General features: G+C 68.9%; 15 protein-coding genes. 4 read left to right on the top strand and 11 right to left on the bottom strand.

Translation table 11 applies throughout. From position 1 onward, the window contains the following. Positions 1–122: 122 nt before the first annotated feature. Genes Q664_RS25900 through Q664_RS25890 form a run of 3 tightly spaced genes read right to left on the bottom strand, consistent with a single transcriptional unit; the run spans position 123 to position 2,591 of the window. Positions 123–1,604 carry an ammonia-forming cytochrome c nitrite reductase subunit c552 gene (locus Q664_RS25900; RefSeq protein ID WP_235216875.1) on the bottom strand — a complete coding sequence of 494 codons (1,482 nt, stop codon included), beginning with the start codon at positions 1,602–1,604 and terminating at the stop codon, positions 123–125. A 57-nt stretch (positions 1,605–1,661) separates the two neighbouring features. After that, a complete protein-coding gene (nrfH, locus tag Q664_RS25895; protein ID WP_084610379.1) occupies positions 1,662–2,186 on the bottom strand; it encodes a cytochrome c nitrite reductase small subunit in 525 nt (174 codons plus the stop codon). Positions 2,187–2,189: 3 nt separating this feature from the next. Beyond that, positions 2,190–2,591: a hypothetical protein gene (locus Q664_RS25890; protein ID WP_152622335.1), complete on the bottom strand. Its 402-nt coding sequence runs from the start codon at positions 2,589–2,591 to the stop codon at positions 2,190–2,192. A 213-nt stretch (positions 2,592–2,804) separates the two neighbouring features. On the opposite strand from Q664_RS25890, the gene Q664_RS25885 reads away from it, so the two are divergent. Continuing rightward, complete coding sequence (locus tag Q664_RS25885) at positions 2,805–3,572, top strand: tRNA1(Val) (adenine(37)-N6)-methyltransferase (protein ID WP_043401178.1); 768 nt, start codon at positions 2,805–2,807, stop codon at positions 3,570–3,572. A 90-nt stretch (positions 3,573–3,662) separates the two neighbouring features. On the opposite strand, the gene Q664_RS52655 is transcribed toward Q664_RS25885, so the two are convergent. The 4 genes from Q664_RS52655 to Q664_RS25865 all read right to left on the bottom strand — a co-directional run bounded on the left by Q664_RS52655 (position 3,663) and on the right by Q664_RS25865 (position 8,208). Beyond that, positions 3,663–5,711, bottom strand: coding sequence for an ATP-binding protein (locus tag Q664_RS52655; RefSeq protein WP_052518674.1), 2,049 nt, complete (start codon positions 5,709–5,711; stop codon positions 3,663–3,665). Between the two features lie 137 nt (positions 5,712–5,848). After that, positions 5,849–7,411 (bottom strand): alpha/beta hydrolase-fold protein, encoded by a 1,563-nt coding sequence (locus Q664_RS25875; RefSeq protein WP_043401175.1) that lies wholly within the window; start codon positions 7,409–7,411, stop codon positions 5,849–5,851. A 48-nt stretch (positions 7,412–7,459) separates the two neighbouring features. Next, entirely contained in the window at positions 7,460–7,672 is a 213-nt protein-coding gene (locus tag Q664_RS59315) for a zf-TFIIB domain-containing protein (protein WP_043401172.1), read from the bottom strand. Continuing rightward, the gene (locus Q664_RS25865; RefSeq protein ID WP_052518673.1) at positions 7,669–8,208 is read right to left on the bottom strand and encodes a GNAT family N-acetyltransferase; all 540 of its coding nucleotides are present in this window, start codon (positions 8,206–8,208) and stop codon (positions 7,669–7,671) included. Before Q664_RS25865 ends, Q664_RS59315 begins: the two co-directional genes overlap by 4 nt. 159 nt (positions 8,209–8,367) lie before the next feature. Here Q664_RS25865 and Q664_RS25860 point away from each other — a divergent pair, with 159 nt between their 5' ends. After that, positions 8,368–9,369 (top strand): Rpn family recombination-promoting nuclease/putative transposase, encoded by a 1,002-nt coding sequence (locus tag Q664_RS25860; RefSeq protein ID WP_043401169.1) that lies wholly within the window; start codon positions 8,368–8,370, stop codon positions 9,367–9,369. A gap of 1 nt (position 9,370) precedes the next feature. Here Q664_RS25860 and Q664_RS25855 read toward each other — a convergent pair whose 3' ends face one another. Beyond that, positions 9,371–10,558: a winged helix-turn-helix domain-containing protein gene (locus Q664_RS25855; protein WP_052518672.1), complete on the bottom strand. Its 1,188-nt coding sequence runs from the start codon at positions 10,556–10,558 to the stop codon at positions 9,371–9,373. A gap of 2 nt (positions 10,559–10,560) precedes the next feature. Then, positions 10,561–11,454: a LysR family transcriptional regulator gene (locus tag Q664_RS25850; RefSeq protein ID WP_043401223.1), complete on the bottom strand. Its 894-nt coding sequence runs from the start codon at positions 11,452–11,454 to the stop codon at positions 10,561–10,563. 70 nt (positions 11,455–11,524) lie between these two features. On the opposite strand from Q664_RS25850, the gene Q664_RS25845 reads away from it, so the two are divergent. Both Q664_RS25845 and Q664_RS25840 read left to right on the top strand, forming a co-directional pair. Further along, complete coding sequence (locus tag Q664_RS25845; RefSeq protein WP_043401168.1) at positions 11,525–12,892, top strand: MFS transporter; 1,368 nt, start codon at positions 11,525–11,527, stop codon at positions 12,890–12,892. 169 nt (positions 12,893–13,061) lie between these two features. Then, complete coding sequence (locus Q664_RS25840) at positions 13,062–13,970, top strand: hypothetical protein (RefSeq protein ID WP_043401166.1); 909 nt, start codon at positions 13,062–13,064, stop codon at positions 13,968–13,970. A 144-nt stretch (positions 13,971–14,114) separates the two neighbouring features. Here the strand turns inward: Q664_RS25840 and Q664_RS58020 are convergent, their stop codons facing one another. Next, on the bottom strand, positions 14,115–14,600 hold the full coding sequence (locus Q664_RS58020) for a hypothetical protein (protein WP_152622334.1): 486 nt from the start codon (positions 14,598–14,600) through the stop codon (positions 14,115–14,117). Between the two features lies 1 nt (position 14,601). Beyond that, on the bottom strand, positions 14,602–15,150 hold the full coding sequence (locus Q664_RS25835; protein ID WP_052518671.1) for a hypothetical protein: 549 nt from the start codon (positions 15,148–15,150) through the stop codon (positions 14,602–14,604). Positions 15,151–15,199 lie beyond the last annotated feature (49 nt).

Below are 15,199 nucleotides of genomic sequence, written 5' to 3'. Positions count from 1 at the left end.
GGGGGAGAGGGGAGGTCGCTCGGGGTGGGGGAAGGGGGGCTCGGGAAGGGGGGCTCGGGAAGGGGGCTCGGGAGGGAGGCTCGGGCGGGTAGGAGCTCGTGCCGGGGGAGCTTTCGCGCTCCTCAGTGGCTGGTGCCGCCGCTCCCACCCGGGCTGCCGCTTCCCGTCCCTCCCGCCGCGCTCCCGGGCGCTGGGGTCACCTCTCGCTCCGTGGGTTTCACCGAGGGAGTCGTGCTCGGGAAGAGGCTCGGCGTGTAGTCCGGCTGCCTCACCGCCAGCTGCCCCTGCCTCGCCAGGTCCATGGCGATGCCCAGGATGCGCGCCGCTTCCTCCGGCGCGTGGAAGCCCATCGAGTTCTCCGCCTCCACGAAGTCCACCATGAACTGCGCCCGCCGCTGCAGCTCCATCGCCGTCTTCAGGTCCGCGTCCGTCTTCCCCGCTCCCCTCGCCGCCTTCATGTCCCCTATCAACGCCACCACCGCGTCCAGCGCCCGGTTGCGCAGCTCGAAGGTGCGGTCCTGGATGGTCGTCACGCGCTGCGTCAGCTCCGCCTCCGGCCAGTTGTGGCATGTCTGGCAGGCCCGGTTCACGTTCAACAGCGGGCTGCGCACGTGGTGGTCGCTGATCTTCAGCGCCCCCTCCCGCTTGTAGGGCATGTGGCAGTCCGAGCACGACACGCCCGAGCGCGCGTGGATGCCCTGGTTGTACATCTCGAACTCGGGGTGCTGCGCCTTCAGCACCGGTGCTCCCGTCTCCGCGTGCGTCCAGTCCTTGTGCGGGTTCTCCGTGTAGTACGTGAGGATGTTCTCGATCTTGATGCCGTTGGCCCACGGGTATGTCAGCCGCTTCTCCGGGCCCTTGAAGTAGTACTCCACGTGGCACTGCCCGCACACGTACGTGCGCATCTCCTGCCGCGTCGCCTGCGTGTTCACGTCGTAGTTCTGGATGCCCTGGCTCGCCTTCAGCGCGCGGATGCCCTCCAGGAAGCCCGGCCGCGTCACCCGCAGCTGCATCGTCTGAGAGTCATGGCAGTCGATGCACGCCACCGGGTGCTCCACCCGCTTGCGCGCCTCCATGTAGGGCATCTGGTTCATCTTCTCGAAGCCCTTGATGAGGTCTCCCTCTCCCAATTTCTTGTACGGGACGTACACGGACGCGTGGCAGTGCATGCACGTGCCCGGCTGCTTCGTCACCTGCTGCCGCTCGGTGAGGGTCTGGTCCTCCAGCATGTACGCGTGGCCGCGCTCCTCGCGGAAGTCCACCGCGAAGGCATAGCCCGCCCAGAACGTCTTCAGCCGGGGGTCCTCCTCCAAGCGGGACTGCGCCGTCACCGTGCGCGGATCCGTGGCCGTGGGCGCGCGCGGCACGCCGTCACTGCCGCCGTACTTCGTGCGCGTCATGTCCACCGTGCGCTGGTAGTCGTCGTACTGGAGCGGGAAGTTCTTGCCCCAGATGGCCGGGTCCACCGTGTCGTCGGTGAGCTCGACGACGCGGTAGAAGGGATTCCGGGCTTCCTGCTTGCGCTCCATGATGTTCACCGCCAGCGCGGCGGCCCCTACGGCGGCGCCCGCGGCGAGCACCATCGCGGCGAGCAGCAGCATCATTCGGCGGCGGGTACGCGAAGCTTCCATACAGTGCGGTTCCGTGAGGAGGGGTGGGGGTCAGGGTCCGTGTCCGACGTCGTTGTGACAGCGGATGCAGGAGATGGAGCCATCGTCCCGCTCGTCCCGCGTGGAGGCCGCGTGCGCGTCGATGGCCTGGACGATGGGCTGGTGGCACGAGCGGCAGCGCTGCTCGGTGATGGCGCGGTTGTGCGGGGTGATCTGAATGGGCTCGTGGAAGCCCCCCGCGGTGAAGGCCACCGAGTGGTGCCAGCCATTGCGCGCCTTGGACAGGTACTTGCCCACGAAGCCCGGCGGCGTGTGGCAGTCGTTGCACACGGCCACGGTGTGGTGACTGGAGTTGGTCCACTCCGAATACTGGTCCTGCATCACATGGCAGTTGGCGCACGCGGTGGGATCGTCCGTCATGTACGAGGCCCCCTTCGCGTAGGCGAAGGTGAAGCTCCCGATGCCGATCGCCACCCCGAGGATCGCGCTCAACCCCAGGCTGAGCCAGGTGAAGGCCGAGGGTCTCCGGCGCCTGGGGCCATGACTGGACTCAGGTGCAGGCGCCTCGTTGGCCACGGTTCAGTCTCCTTCTCCAGTGATGGAGAGCGTGTTAACACAGCCCCTGTCCGGGCTGGACTCATTTGTGATGTCGATCGTGTTCAGGGTCGCCGTCAGCACGCGGCGGCCCTGGCGAAGGGACACCGAGCCCGAGGCGCTCAGCTCCAGCACCCGCGTCCCCCCGTCCGAGGCGCTGGTGGAGCGCACCACGACCGAGTCGATCAGGAACGAGCCGAGCACCTCTGGCCCCTCCTTCCGCCCGCGGGCGTAGACGTCCCCCACCAGTGGCAGCTCGAGCCCCGTGGACGGATCGATGACGTGGAACATGGCCCTCCGCCCGTCATCCATCTGTTGCAGTTGCACGGTGGGCGCGAGCAGATAGGGTCTGAAGGGGCACTGCCCCATCGGGGTCGCGGTTTTCACGGAGTACATCCCGGAGATGTCGGGGCAGCCGCTGATACACGGCTCCGGGTCCGCGCCGCAGCCGCTGGACGCCAGGGCCAGGAGTACGACAGGAAGGGAGACGTGCCTCATGGGGCTCGCACGCTGTGCATTCCTTCCAGGCCGCCAACCCCGGCCCGGTGGAAAAACGCGTCTTCCCCACGCTCATGAACAGCTCGCTAGAGTGAGGGTCCTTTGTCCGACACTGACGAGACGCTCGACTCCATTGGCACCGCGGGCGTGAAGCTGTTGCAGCGCCGGAGTGGTTACCGCTTCACGCTGGATGCCGTGCTGCTCGCCGCCTTCGCCGCCACCGAGGGCGGGGAGGCCGGAGGCCCGTTGCTGGAGCTCGGCGCGGGCAGTGGTGTGGTGTCCTTCCTGCTGGTGCGCCAGTTCGGCCTCGGGCCGGTGGACGCGCTGGAGCTTCAGCCCGAGGTGCATGCGCGCCTGGTGCGCGCCGTGGCCCTCAATGACTGTGAGGGACGGGTCCGGCCGTTGCTCGGAGATCTGCGCGAGGCCCGCTCGCTGTTCGCCCCGGGAGCGTATGCGCACGTGGTGTCCAACCCGCCCTTCCGTCCGGTGAATGCCGGCGTGCGCAGCCCGGATGAGGAGCGCGCCCTGTCCAAGCAGGAGCTGGCGTGTGATGCACCCTCGGTGGTGGCCGCGGCCCGGCACGCGCTGGCTCCCGGCGGACGGGTGAGCCTCGTGTACCCGGCGGCCCGCGTGGCCGAGGTGCTTGGACTGCTCACGGCCGCGAAGCTGTACCCGGTGGCCCTGCGCTTCGTTCATGCGCGCGTGGAGGCCCCCGCTACCCGTTTCCTCGTGCACGCGGTGCGCGACAGGCAGCGCGGGCTCGCCGTGCGTCCTCCGCTCATCGCCCATGGCTCGGGGCCTGGGGGTTATTCGCCCGAGGTCGCCTCCCTCATGGAGCCTCCCCTCGCCGAGCGCCTCGAGCCCGGGTGATTCACGGTGGGGAGGACGGGGACTGGAACCCTCACCCCGACCCTCTCCCGGAGGGAGAGGGAGAGGAGGGGGCGGTGTACGGGGTGACGCTCAGGCGGCGTGCGGCGGCAGGACGACCCGGAACACACTCCCCTTCCCCACCGCGCTCTCCACCTGGATCTCCCCTCCCATCCGCTTGACGATTCCATGGCAGATGGAGAGCCCCATTCCCATCCCCTCGCCCGCCGGCTTCGTGGTGAAGAAGGGATCGAAGAGTCTGCGTTGCTCCTCCGGTGGAATCCCGCGGCCCGTGTCCGAGACCTCCAGCATCACCCAGCCATCCTCGCGCCGGCGCGTGCGCAGGGTGAGCTCGTTCCGGGCCGTGTCTTCCTTCGTCATCGCCTGCCCGGCGTTGAGCAGCAGGTTGAGACACACCTGACCGAGCTGGGAATCGCTGCCGAGCACCGGGGGCACCTCCTCCAGCTCCTGGATGATCCGCGCGCGTTGCTCCAGCTCGTGCAGCGCCAGGTTCAAGGAGCGTCTCGCCACGGCGCGCACGTCGACCGCTTCCAGCCGCTCGTCGCCGCCACCGCCGCGAGCGAAGAGCCTCAACTCCTTGACGACCTGGTTGACCCGCCGTGCCCCTTCCAGGCTCTCCTCGGCCACCTGTCCCAGCTCGGTCAGATCTCCACTCACGGCGCGAGGGTCTTCCGCCGAGCGCGCCAGCTCCGGCAACTGCCTCGCGAGGAACGCCAGATTCGCCGTCACGTAGGCCATGGGATTGTTGATCTCATGCGCCACCCCGGTGGCCAGGGTGCTCACCGAGGCCAGCCGCTCCGTCAGCAACGCGCTCTTGAGCCGGGCGGCGTCCTCCGCGCGCGCCAGCGCCACCGCGAGCTCCGCGTTCGTCCGCGTCAGGTGCGCCGAGAGCGTCTCGTTGACGTAGCTGAGCTGGATGAAGTCCGCGATGAGCAGCATCCCCGCGCACAGCCCCAGGTTGATCATCGCCAGCGCGAAGAGGCGCGGCGCCTGCCACACATAGAGATCGGTGAGTAGATCCACCACGCCAGCGACGAGCATGCAGAAGATGACCGCCGCGAACACCCGATCCGCCGCGCGCTCGCGGCGATGAAGGGTGGCCACCGTCAGCACCGTCACGTACAGCACGATCATGAAGATGTAGAGGGCGAAGAGCCGGTAGAGCATCGTGAGCCCGGCGAGCGGGCCGAGTGCCTGCACCCCGAGGAAGGCGCCCGCGAACACCCCGCAGACGGCCCGGTGGACCTTCCCGCCACGGGTGAGGTGCCCGAGGCAATAGTGCTGGGAGAACTCCACCATCGACCAGACGATGCCCACCACCGTGACGGAGATCATCGTGAAGGTGAGGGGCGAGGACTGTCTCAGGGGCAGCAGCCCGATGCGGGTGCCCAGATAGAGCGCCGCCGCGGCGATCACGAAGAAGGTGGAGCGCTGCAGGGCCCGCCGGGAGGAATCGGTCTCCCGGCGCGTGAACATGCCCAGCAGCACCAGCATGAACGCGAAGAGGGCGAGCGCTCCGTTCTGGAAGAACTGACGGATGTCGCTCGCGCGCAGGTAGTACGGCAGCAGCCGCTCCCGCGTCCCGAGCAGCATGCGCGCGTCCACCACGCCATCGCTTCCGGGGAGCGTCCACTCGAAGTGGAGGGCGATGACATTGGAGCCCGGATGCAACTCCCGGCTGTCCACCCTCCAGGCCTCCAGCCCATCCACCTCGCCCTTGAGTCCCCGGATGGACTCGTCCGTCCGGCCCACCTCGTGTCCGTTCACGAAGAGCGTCACACGGCTGCTCCGCATTCCGCCCAGCGTGAGGAGCAGGGGTTCGCCGTGCAGCGAGGCAGGCAGCTCGAACCGCTTGCGCGCCCAGGCCCGGTTGGCCCGGTACCCCTGCGCGGAGTAGCCCCCGGGAAAGCGGATCTCCCCCCACCCCGAGTCGTCATACGCGGGGTCCGCCCACCCCACCCCGTCGCCTTCCTGGAGCTTCCATGTCCCGTTCAGGCGCAGCACGTACGGCTCGAGGTGGGCGGGCAGGACGTACGCGTCGATGAAGAGCCAGCAGACGAGGAATGGGGCGGCCACCGCGAGCAGCACCGGGATGCGGCGAGCCAGTGTGTTGATGGGCACTGCCAGCGACCCCCCGCGCAACGCGTGAACGGCGCAATCAGCGGAGCCGGATGTTACCAGAGGCGCCCCCCTCCCCCTTCCACCGGGGTGGGTGGGGCTCCCCTCGGGGGGGAGCCGCCTTCTGTCCGTCAGTCAACTCAGGGAGCAGGCGGGGGGAACAGGTACTCGAGCACGTTGCCGAAGCGCGCCGCCCAGGACGCCTCGTTGTGCCTGCCTTCCTCCACCTCGGTGTACTTGAGGTCGCCGTCGAGCACCCAGCCCTTGTTCTCCAGGGCGTCGCGCAGCAGCCGCGTGTCCTCCACCGTCTCCTGGCTGCTGCTGCCCTCCTCGGTGCCGATGTCCACCCAGATGCGCAGCGGCGGCTTCCCGGACAGCGCCTCCACCTTCGTGACGATGTCGTTGTTCCCCCAGAACACCGACGGAGAGATGACGCCCAGGCGGGTGAACGTGTCCGGGTGCTTCATGCCCAGGTACATGGTCACCAGGCCGCCCAGGGACGAGCCGGCCAGGCCCGTGTACTCCGCCTCGGGCTTCGTGCGGTACTTGCCGTCGATCATCGGCTTGAGCTCGTTGACGATGAACTGGCCGTACGCGTCCGCCCTGCCGCCGTTGGCGCCGTCCACCTCGGGGTAGCGGTCATCGGGGACCTGCGTGTACTCGGGGCCCCGGTCCGAGGTGTTGTAGATGCCCACGATGATGAGCGCGTCCACCTTCCCGGCGCCAACGAGCTCATGGGCCGTCTCGTCCACGCCCCACTCCCCGGCGAAGGCCGTGGTCGCGTCCATCAGGTTCTGCCCGTCGTGCATGTACAGCACCGGGTAGCGGCGCTCGGTGTTCGTGTCGTAGTCCGGCGGCAGCCAGATGATGACGTCGCGCTTCTTCAGCAGCGTGTGGGTGGGCGTCACGTCGCGCAGGTATTCGATCTTCCCGGTGAGCTCCCCTTCGGGAGGCGCGCTGAAGTCCGCCCACGACCCCACCGAGAGCGAGACGCGCTGGAATCCGCTCCCCGTCTTGTGGAAGCGGTTGGTGGGGAGCTCGGCGCCCGTGGCCGTCTTCTCCACCTTCCCCCAATCGCCGCGCGTCACCTTGTACTCGAGCGACGTCTCCGGCGGGAAGGCGAGCTCGATGGCGTAGCTGCTGTTCATCGCCTTGTAGAGCTTCACGCCCGCCGGGTTCCAGCCGCCCAGCAGCTCATGGTTTCCGGCCAGGTAGATGTCATCGTCCGGGGGAGTCGTCGCTGGCACCGCGACCACGAAGACGGTCCGCGGCTGGAGGCCACTGCTCGGCTGGCCCCAGCGCTCCACGTTGAAGCTCACGTTCTCCTCGTTCTCGCGCGCCTCGAGCCTCCTCGCGGGCATCGCGTTGCCCAGCATGTCGATCGCCGTCTGCTCGGACGGCGCGGTCATCCGGATGGTGTAGACGAGCAGCTGGTTCTTGGGCATCCGTGCCTTGACGGTGAAGGTGTTGCCGCCCTGATAGACGAGCTCCAGTCCCTGCCCGGAGGGGCCCTTGAACGCCGCGTCCTCGCCCGAGAGCAGGAGCGTGGCGTTCACGGGGGTCTCGGGCGGCACCGTCACGTCGAACTGCACGTCGGAGTAGTTCTGCTCCGGAGTGGGTGTCGGGGGTTTGGGGCAGCCGGTCAGGGCCGTCAGCGTGAGCAGCAGCAGGAGCGGAAACCGCGTGGGGAGTCGGTGCGTCATGTTCGTGGGGACGGCGGGTGAGGGGGGAAATCCGTTAGAAGAGGTGCTTCAGGGCCCGCAGCCCGGCGCCGGACGCTCGCCCCGGCGGTCATACAGCTCGCGGAAGAGGCGCAGGGTGCCCGTCGCGGAGAGCTGGAGGCTCTCGTGGGTGTCGAACCACAGGCCCCGGCAGGTGTGGCAGACGTCGAGCGTCACCTGCCTTCCATTGTGGGCCTCGAAGGACAGCTCGGCCATCAATCCCTTGCACTCCGGGCACTTCATCGCACCTCCAGGGCGCGGCGCAGGACGTGGAAGACACTCTTCTTGTTGCCGAACTCGGCGAGCACTTGTTTGACGGGCTCGAAGCCGCCGCGCTTCCAGAAGCGCTGGCCCGCGGCGTTGTGCTCGGACACGGCGAGGCGCAGGTACGCGGCGTCCCGCGGGAGCAACCATCGGGTCAGCGCGTCGAGCAGCCTGGTGCCCAGTCCCTGGTTGCGCTGAGCCGGTTCGAGCACCAGCAGGCCGAGGTACCACTCGCGCGGCTCGGGATAGTCGCGGATGACGTCGATGGCGCCCACCAGGTGGCCCGCGCCATCGAAGACACCCATGCCGAACTTGTCGTCGAGCGTCTTGCCCGGAGGCAGGTCCGTGAGGAGCTCGCGGATCATCTGTGTGGGGTCGGGCGGAGAGCCGTAGTGGAGCTCGAGGTGCTCCAGGCAGCGCTCGCCCAGCTCGCGGATGATCGGCGTGTCCTCCTCGGAGACCCGCCGCACCCGGTACTTCCCGACCTCGAACAGGGTCTCTGCCCGCGGACTCATCGTGCGCCACATGCGGGCGGCAACCCTAGCAGGTGGGAGGGAGCTGGCCCACCCGGGTTCGCGGGTGGTGTGGCCTCCTCACTCGGCGAGCCCTGGTGGGGTGCGTCAGGGGTTCGTCCCGGTACCCTTGGCCCGGCGGATGCTTGAGGGCGGCTGGCCATGTCTGGACCGCATGATCTCCTCGCCCGCTACACCTTCGGCCACCCCGAGCGGGCCGCCGCGGAATTGCGCGCCGTATTGCCCGCGCACGTCGTCTCGGAGGTGGACTGGACGTCCCTGCGGCGGGAGCCAGGCAGCGTGGTGGACCCCGAGCTGCGCGAGACCGAGAGCGATCTGCTCTTCACGGCCCGCCTGCGCACGGGACAGCCCCTGTTGCTGTACGTGTTGCTGGAGCACCAGTCGTCGGTGGATTCGTGGATGGCGCTGCGCATGCTGCGCTACGTGGTGCGGCAGGTGGAGCGCTGGAGACAAGAGCACCCGGAAAGCGCGCTGCTGCCTGTCATCATCCCGCTCGTCATGTACCACGGGCCGGACGGGGCCTGGACGGCGCCGCGCCGGGTGGAGGAACTCTTCGAGCTGCCGGGGGAACAGTGGAGAGCGCTGGTACCACGCTTCGAGTACCTGCTCGATGACCTGACGGCCGAGCGGGAAGAGGTGCTGAGAGCGCGCTCGGGTCCGCCGCTGGCCCGGTTGGCGTGGCTGGTGCTGCGCTACGGACGCACCCAGGACCTGGCCCGGAAGCTGCCGGATTGGGTGGCGCTCTTCGCGCAGGTGGAGGCAGACGCCGAGGGTGCCGAGCATCTGGTGGTGATTATTCGTTATCTGGTGTGGGTGGGGGATGCGGCCGTCCACACGGCGGCGAGACGGGTGTTACATTCGGTGCTGGATGAGCAGCGAGCGGAGGAGCTGATGGGTAGCTGGGCCGAGGAGATGATCGAGCGGGGAGTCCAGAAGGGTCTGGCCAGGGGCCGGCAAGAGGGGCGGGTGGAGGGGCGTGCCGAGTACGTCCTGCGGACGCTTACCTCGCGTGGCGTGCGCGTGGACGAGGCGGCCCGCCAGCGCATCCTCACCTGCACGGACATGGCCACCCTCGATCGTTGGTTCGACCGGGCCCTGAACGCCACCGCCCTCTCCGACGTCTTGGAGGACCTGGCCCAGTAGCTCAGCCCACTCGGGATCGGGGCCGGCGCACCTTCACCGCGCCGCAGGCCCGCGCATGGCGTGACAGGACCTCGTCGAGCGCCGCGTCGTCCAGCTTCACGCCCTTTTCCCTCCACAACTTCTCCACACGCAGCACGCCCTCCTGTACGCGCGCCTCCAGCCTTCCCACCAGCTGGCCACGGTGCAATAGCGGGCACACGTACCAGCCCCAGCGGCGCTGCTCCTCGGGCTTGTACACCTCCCACACGTACTCGAAGCCGAAGAGCTGGTTCACCAGCCCCCGGTCCCACAGCAGGGCATCCAGGGGGCCGAGGATCCGCATCCGCTCGTCCGGCGCCGTCACGGGCCGCGAGCGGAAGCCCGCGGGAGCCAGGTAGCGCCGGGGTGAGCCAGGCAGTGCCACCTCTTCCAGCAGGCCCTCGCGCACCATGGCGTCCGGCAGCGGCGAGGTGCGCACCGGAGACAGGGTGGACCAGTGCGGACCACTCGCGCGCGAGAGCAGGCCCGCGGCCTCCACGCGCTCGGAGAGGGCCCAGCGCGCGAAGCTCTCGTCGCTGGTGTGGCCGGCGGGTGCACGCGCTACCTCGGGGAGGGCCCGGTGCGGCACGTCATAGCGTTTGCCCCCGGGGCCACGGCCGCACACGACGATCTCACAGCGCGTCCACAGCACCTCGAGCGCCATGGAAGTGGCCTTGCCCGTGCCCTTCCACCCGCTCCAGTCGAGCGGCTGCACCGCGCCGTGGTCGGTCAGCTCCGCGGCGGTGAGGGGGCCATGGGCCTCGAGCTCCTCGAGCACGGCGCCCAGCACCTTCTCGGGCAGGCGTTCCAACCGTGTGGCGAGGCGCCACCAGGGGGTCTCCAGCGAGTGCTCGCGGTAGTGGGGGAAGGCGCTGGCGGGCAGGAGGCAGCGCTCCTTGGCCCAGTGCTCGAAGGCATGGCCGGGGTAGAGGTGGCGGTACACGTCTCCCTTGGAAATGCCGTCCACGCGCGCGAGCGCCACGAGGTCCGCGTTGGTGCCGATGACGTCGAGCGGATCCAACTGGATGTGGCGCAGGTGGCGCAGCAGCGCGCGCACGCCCTCGGCGCCCTGGGGCCAGGAGGCCGTGGCGAGCCCGAGGTGGCTGACGAGCCAGGCTCGTGCCTCATCGACGGGGAGTGTCACCGCGGGAGGAAGGATCGTCTTGGGCATGGTCAAGGTCCGGACCGGCGCAGCGAGTCCACGATGAACGTCTTCAACGCCCGCGCCGCCGCCGTGAGGTACTCCTCGCCCCGGTGCACCAGCGCCACCTGCCGCCTCGGGCCTCCCTTCTCCACCTCCACCACGTCGAAGCCTCGCGACGCATGATCTCGCGCCATCAGCGCCGGTAACAACGCCATCCCCAGGCCCCGCTCCACCATCCGCCTCAACCCCTCGGCGTTGTCCATCTCCACCGCCACCCTCGGCTTCAGCCCTCGCGCCTCGCACGCCGCCTCCAGCGCGTGCGTGCCCGCCATGCCCGGAATCACCACCAGCGGCTCCTCCACCACCTCCGTCAGCGCCACCGGCCTCTTCAGCTTCGTCAGCCGATGCCCCCTCGGCACCGCCAACACCAGCTCCTCCTCCCACAGCTTCTGCGCCACCAGGTCCACCCGTCTCATCGGCAGGTTCACGATGCACAGGTCCAGCTCGCCCCGCGCCACCCGCGCCTCCAGCTCCTCGTGCGTCCCCTCGCTCAGCCTCGGCAACACCTCCGGGTAGCGGCCCTTGAAGGCCCTCACCAGCTCCGGCAGCAGGTACGTCCCCACCGAATGCAGCGTCCCCAATGCCACCGTCCCCCTCGGTGTCGTCGTCAGCGCTCCCAGCTCCGCCGTCCCCGCCGCCAGGGCCTCCAGCGCCCTCCTCGCGTACGGCAGGAAGCGCTCCCCCGCGTCCGTCAGCACCGCTCCTCCCGGTGCCCTCACCAGCAGCCGCACCCCCAGCTCCGTCTCCAACGCCTGCAGCTGTCTCGACAGCCCCGGCTGGGACACCCCGAGCTGCCTCGCCGCCACCGTGAGCCGGCCCTCCCGCGCCACCTGTACGAAGGCCCTGAGCTGTTCCGTGTTCATGCGCTCTCCGCATCCACTCTATGCGCCAGATGCGGTTTCCGCATGCTCCCCGGAGGAGTACTCCTTCCTCATGGACGCCTCCCCCGGGCTTCAGCCCGCCGCCCTCCCCGGCACCGCCCGGCGCATGGCCACCACCGCCGTGCTGCTCGGCCTCGTCGTCTCCGCCTTCGAGGCCACCGTCGTCACCAGCGCCATGCCCACCCTCACCCAGGAGCTCGGCGGCCAGCACCTCTACTCCTGGGTCTTCTCCTCCTACCTCTTCGCCTCCACCCTCGGCATCCTCCTCTTCGGCAAGCTCGCGGATCACCTCGGCCGCAAGCCCGTCTTCTCCGCCGGCATGGGCCTCTTCCTCCTCGGCTCCGCCCTCTGCGGCTTCGCTCAATCCGTCCCCGCCCTCATCGCCTTCCGGGTGGTGCAGGGGCTCGGCGCCGGCGCGCTCCAGCCCACCACCATGACCATCAGCGCCGACCTCTACACCCTGCGCGAGCGCGCCGCCGTCCAGGGCCTCTTCACCGGGGCCTGGGGCGCCGCCACCGTCGTCGGGCCCCTCATCGGCGGCTGGCTCGTCATGCACGCCTCGTGGCGTTGGGCCTTCCTCGTCAACGTCCCCGTCGGCCTGCTTGCGCTCGCCCTGCTCCACGCCTCCTACCGGGACCCTGCCCGCTCCTCTTCCCGCGTCGATGTCTGGGGGCCCGCCCTCACCGGCGTCTCCCTCGGACTGCTCCTCTTCGCCCTCGAGCGCGGTGGCTCCTCCGCCCTCCGCCTGTCCCTGGCCCTCGCCGCCTGCGTGGGGCTCGCCACCGTCGTGCGCCAGCAGCGCTCCTCTCCCTCCCCGCTCGTTCCCCTCGCGCTCCTGCGCGATCGCACCGTCCTCTGTGGCGTGCTCGGCGGGGTGCTCGGTGGCGCCCTGCTCTACACCACCACCGCCCTCGTCCCCCTGTGGATGACCGGGCGCGAGGGCCATACCCCCCTCCTGGCCGGACTCGCCCTGGTGCCGCTGCTCGGCGGATGGGCCTGTGGCTCCACCTTCGGCGTCCGAGTCTTCCTGCGCGGCGGCCTCCGGGCGAGCGCCGGAGGTGGCTTCGCCCTCTGTCTGGGGGGAGCCTGCCTGCTCGCACTCGCCGTCTCCCGGGACTGGGGCACCCCCGCCGCCTTCGTCAGCCTCGGGCTGATGGGACTGGGCCTCGGGCCCGCGGCCTCCACCTCCCTGCTCGGGCCCCAGACGCGCGCCCCCTGGCACCACCGCGGCATGGTCACCAGCGCCGTCTACGCCACCCGTATGCTCGGCGGCTCCTTCACCCTCGCCGCCCTGGAGCTCGTTCCTCCCGGCTTCCCCGTACGCTTCGCCGTCATCGCCTCCCTCGCTGGCGCCGCCGCCCTGTCGCTCGCCCTCTTCGCCCCCGGCCGCGTCGTCACCGAGGCCGACGCCGCCTCCTGAGCCCGGCTCCCGCTCGCCTCCCCTCCGGGCTCCCGGGCGGCGCCTTCCGGACCAAGGGATTCTTCGCTCCCGGGCCCCAGACGCGCCATGATGCGCCCCCATGGGAAGCACGAGGTATTTTTCGAAGCGGCTTGGGGCCCCCCTGGCACTCCTGCTCGGAGCGCTGGTCATGGGCCCGGCCGCGCGCGCCCAGGACGCGAGCCCTCCGGAGCCCGCTCTGGAGCCCGGCCCCGCGTCCACCGCGAGCCCGGCCGAGGCCGCCCCCGTGCCCGCTTCCTCCCTGACTCCTCCCGTTTCAGCCCTCGAGCCGGAGATCACCCACTGTGGCGACACGCAGGTGGGCAACGGCGAGGGCATGCTCCGGCCGCTGGGGCAGGGCTTCTACGCGGATGGCCGCCGGGTGCGCCGGGGCTGCACGCTGCTGTTGCAGCGCCCGCTGAAGAACCGTCCGCCGGTGCCCTTCGCGCCGGACTCCTTCCGTCCCATCGGCTGCGGCTACTTCCGCTACGCCACCAGCATCTACTGGGGCCGGCCGCTGAGCGCGGAGGACCAGGTGGACGAGCCCAACGGCCAGCGCGCCGACGTGCTCACGCGCGTGGACCTGGCGGACGCGGAGACCTTCGAGGTGGACGCGGACTGCCGGCCGCGGGACGCGCGCTTCTTCTACCTCAACCACACCGAGCGCCCGGAGCTGCCCGCCTTCGTCGCCGTGCCGCGCGGGGATGGGCAGGGGTACGAGGAGCTCGGCTGCGGCTTCGTGCGCTACGAGGGCCGCGTCTTCTTCGGCACCCGGCTCGTGGAGGGGGTGCATGCGCCGTCCTTCACGCCGGTGCTGGGCCGTCTGCCGTACCTCGAGTGCGGCGCGGGCATGTACGGGAAGGATCGGGCGAAGGTGTGGTGGCAGCACCAGTTGCTGCGCGGCGCGAAGGCCAGGACGTTCCGCGTGCCCAAGGAGGAGAACCCCGAGTTCCGCGTGGCCTGCAATGGCAAGCGCTCGTTCCAGCTCGCCTCCGTGGACAAGAAGCCGAATCCCCTGTGCCGCCCCAAGAAGGCCGTGAGGAAGCGCGGCGGCAGGTAGACGGCTCCGCGCGGGGTCGGGACCCGGGTGGGCGGAAGCCGGGTCATTTCTTCAAGACCGATGTGTAGGGCCGGGCTGCCGGGGCAGGTTCGAGTAGAGGTTCTCTCCCTCAATGAGGGCCTTCACCGAGCTTGCTCGATGCCGTCAAACGTATGGCCAAGGCATGGTGAGCATCGTTGGATCCGAACAGAGGTGCTCGAGAATGAGCGCCTTTTTTTCGTCCAACTTTCCGGGGTCGATGCCAGCCTGCTGGAAGACCGAGCGGATTCCGCCCAGCAGATACTCCACGGCAACGCGGCATCCTCCCGCCGACGAGACAATGACATCGAAAGGAAGAAACACGGTGAATTCTACATCCTTGTCTCTCTTGAAGACGGTCGGTCCTTTTATCTGATTATCCGATATTTGTGTGTCCGCACTGACGCGGACCACAAGGTTGAATCCGGTGCCATACTTCTTTTCGAAATCGGCAGCAGCGTTGGTGGCAGACGATAGTTCGTCTCCCAGCCAACGTTGCATTTGATGTGAAAAAGGAAAGCTCACACCGGGTTTTGTGTAGATCTGCCCGATTGACACTCTCATGAAGGGAAGCTCCATGGGGTGTTGTTGAACGCTTACGATGGCTTCCATTTCATGTGCCTTCAACCTTCTCCAAGTCCATCCCCTTCAGCTTCGCCCCTCGGAGCGCCTCGGCAGCACGAGCTCCGCAGACAAACACCGGAGCCTTCTCATCTCCGGACCCAAACTCCAAGTCCGTGCGTGCAAATGCCAGCTCGCCGATCGTCTCGCCATCCACCAAGAACGCTGGGGCTGCGCCTGCCACCGATTCATACTGGCCGCATGCATCACATTTCTTGATGAATCGCGTCCCGCGCCTGGCCGAGTCGAAAACCACGGTATGGGTCGCCCTCAGCGCGAAATGGTCGCCAGTGAGCGGAGTGAATTCCAGACCCGTTAAACCGGTACGCTCATAGACATCGCGGAAGCGCCCTGACACTACAAAGACACCATCGTAGCTGCTCGACACGTCATGCCGTAAGCGCCGCGGGATGGATACGACGCCGAGATCCTCTTCCCACTTGGCTACCAATAATCCGCAGGACGAACACCGCTTCACATCATTTCGATCCTTGAAGAAGCTCAGATCGTTGTCGTGCCCGTACATGGTGAAGAGTGGCATGACATCTCCTGGAGCTAGAGGTGGGGGTGTCGCGGCGGTGTTTGCCTTC

This window comes from Archangium violaceum Cb vi76, assembly GCF_000733295.1.
In the GTDB taxonomy this organism is placed as follows: Bacteria; Myxococcota; Myxococcia; order Myxococcales; family Myxococcaceae; genus Archangium; species Archangium violaceum.
Note: the sequence above shows the minus strand (reverse complement) of the source record. Positions and strands in the feature narration are given on the sequence as shown.

Coding starts and splice junctions, on each gene's coding strand:
- Q664_RS25850 (WP_043401223.1), bottom strand. CDS start 11,454: ATGAACACGGAACAGCTCAGGGCCTTCGTACAGGTGGCGCGGGAGGGC.
- Q664_RS59315 (WP_043401172.1), bottom strand. CDS start 7,672: ATGAAGTGCCCGGAGTGCAAGGGATTGATGGCCGAGCTGTCCTTCGAG.
- Q664_RS25875 (WP_043401175.1), bottom strand. CDS start 7,411: ATGACGCACCGACTCCCCACGCGGTTTCCGCTCCTGCTGCTGCTCACG.
- Q664_RS25900 (WP_235216875.1), bottom strand. CDS start 1,604: ATGATGCTGCTGCTCGCCGCGATGGTGCTCGCCGCGGGCGCCGCCGTA.
- Q664_RS25855 (WP_052518672.1), bottom strand. CDS start 10,558: ATGCCCAAGACGATCCTTCCTCCCGCGGTGACACTCCCCGTCGATGAG.
- Q664_RS25845 (WP_043401168.1), top strand. CDS start 11,525: ATGGACGCCTCCCCCGGGCTTCAGCCCGCCGCCCTCCCCGGCACCGCC.
- Q664_RS58020 (WP_152622334.1), bottom strand. CDS start 14,600: ATGGAAGCCATCGTAAGCGTTCAACAACACCCCATGGAGCTTCCCTTC.
- Q664_RS25865 (WP_052518673.1), bottom strand. CDS start 8,208: ATGAGTCCGCGGGCAGAGACCCTGTTCGAGGTCGGGAAGTACCGGGTG.
- Q664_RS25835 (WP_052518671.1), bottom strand. CDS start 15,150: ATGCCACTCTTCACCATGTACGGGCACGACAACGATCTGAGCTTCTTC.
- Q664_RS25840 (WP_043401166.1), top strand. CDS start 13,062: ATGGGCCCGGCCGCGCGCGCCCAGGACGCGAGCCCTCCGGAGCCCGCT.
- Q664_RS25860 (WP_043401169.1), top strand. CDS start 8,368: ATGTCTGGACCGCATGATCTCCTCGCCCGCTACACCTTCGGCCACCCC.